Source organism: Agrobacterium albertimagni AOL15 (genome assembly GCF_000300855.1).
Taxonomy (GTDB): Bacteria; Pseudomonadota; Alphaproteobacteria; order Rhizobiales; family Rhizobiaceae; genus Allorhizobium; species Allorhizobium albertimagni.
The window spans coordinates 1-1,699 of record NZ_ALJF01000046.1; the positions used below are offsets into that span (position 1 = coordinate 1).

At 60.6% G+C, this 1,699-nt stretch carries 3 protein-coding genes; all 3 read left to right on the plus strand.

The features are described from left to right. Window positions 1–62 precede the first annotated feature (62 nt). A complete protein-coding gene (tnpA, locus tag QWE_RS24250) occupies window positions 63–425 on the plus strand; it encodes an IS66-like element accessory protein TnpA (protein ID WP_006728821.1) in 363 nt (120 codons plus the stop codon). After that, window positions 422–769, plus strand: coding sequence for an IS66 family insertion sequence element accessory protein TnpB (tnpB, locus tag QWE_RS24255; RefSeq protein ID WP_006728822.1), 348 nt, complete (start codon window positions 422–424; stop codon window positions 767–769). Before tnpA ends, tnpB begins: the two co-directional genes overlap by 4 nt. A 70-nt stretch (window positions 770–839) precedes the next feature. Continuing rightward, on the plus strand, window positions 840–1,699 hold an 860-nt coding region (locus tag QWE_RS24260; RefSeq protein WP_006728823.1), incomplete at its 3' end, for an IS66 family transposase.

The following is a 1,699-nucleotide window of genomic DNA, read 5'->3' on the forward strand; positions in this document are numbered from 1 at the left end:
AGCCATGAAACCTCTTTGTTCTGGTATTAATGCTGACATTAATACCAGAACAAAGAGGTTTCATGGCTCGCATGGAGATCATGTCCGGTAACGAACGCAGGCGGCGTTGGTCGGACGAGGCGAAGCTGAGGATACTTGCGGAAGCTGATGAGCCCGGGGCTCGCATTGGTGACGTGGCGCGCCGGCATGACATTCATCCGGGCCAGATCCGCTTATGGCGGCAATCATTCAGCTATGCCGACCAGCCGACGGTGTTTCTCCCGGTGGAGATAACCCAAGAGGCTGGCGTAGGCCAGGCTTCTACCGCGGCAACTAGGCCGGCGATCGTCGAGATCTTGCTCCGAAACGGTCGGCGCTTGAAGGTCCCGGCTGACGTTGAGTTGAAGCTGCTTGGTCCGCTGGTCGCTTGCGTGGAGGCGGCATGATTGGGCCATCGGGAAATGTGCGGGTCTATCTGGCCTGCGGGGTGACCGATATGCGGCGTGGCATTGATGGTCTGTCCGCGCTGGTCGAGACGGTCGTGAAGGAGGCGCCGGGCTCCGGTGCGATCTTCGGCTTCCGCGGAAAGCGCGCCGACCGGATCAAGCTCCTGTGGTGGGACGGCCAGGGGTTTTGCCTGTTCTACAAGATTTTGGAGCGTGGGTACTTTCCCTGGCCGACGGCGAAAGAGGGCGTCGCGCACCTGACGCAGGCGCAGCTTTCGATGCTCGTCGAAGGGATCGATTGGCGCCGCCCAGCGTGGACGTCTGCTCCTGCCCGAACGGGATAAAAGCCATATTTTGCAGGGGCATCCGAGGCTTAACTGGCGCATCAGAGGCAAATCGGCTAGATTTGCGGGTATGGAAACAGCGCCGCTGGACAGTCAGGACGAGCTCACTGCTTTGCGCGCACTGGTCGCCGAACAGGCGGCGAAGCTTGAGAGCCAGGAAGCCGAAGTCATCAAGCGTGACTCCATAATCGGGCTTCTTCGCGCACAACTGGAGCTGCTCCGACATCGGCAGCATGGCGCCTCTTCGGAAAAGATTGACCGGAAGATCGAGCAGTTCGAGCTGATGCTGGAGGAGATCGAGGCCTCCCGTGCCGAGGCTGAACTGCGCTCCGGCAAAACTCCTCTGCCGGAGTTGGAGGACGCATCCGAGAAGCCGAAGCGTAAACCTCTGCCCGATGGTCTCGCCACGGAAGAATTGGTCTATGCGGCTCCCTGCAATTGCCCGACCTGCGGTGGCACGTCATTCCTCAAGGCCGCCGACAGGGTGGTCCAGGTGCTCGAGCACGTGCCGGCGTCAGTCAAGATTGTCCGGCATGTCGAAAAGCGCATGATCTGCCGGGAATGCGATACGACGCTGGCTGGCGAGATGCCGACCTTGCCGATCGAGCGCGGCAAACCCGGGCCGGGACTGCTCGCCCATATCATGATCGCCAAATTCGACGATCACATTCCCCTCTACCGCCTGTCCGAGATGTACGACCGGTTGGGGATAGACATCTCCCGGTCCGTGATGGCCGACTGGGTCGGCCGCGTATCTGCTTTACTGACACCACTCGTCTTGTTGATCCGGGCCCATATTGCAGCACTCGACCGAATACATACGGACGATACCCCGGTCGATGTTCTCGACCCCGGACGGGGCAAGACAAAAACCGGCAGGGTCTGGGTCTACGTCTTCGGCGCAGTCGAAGCCGGTGCAGGCGTTGCTGC

What these genes read in the sequence shown, in the direction of transcription:
- tnpA (WP_006728821.1), top strand. Translation starts at nt 63, where the DNA reads ATGGCTCGCATGGAGATCATGTCCGGTAACGAACGCAGGCGGCGTTGG.
- tnpB (WP_006728822.1), top strand. Translation starts at nt 422, where the DNA reads ATGATTGGGCCATCGGGAAATGTGCGGGTCTATCTGGCCTGCGGGGTG.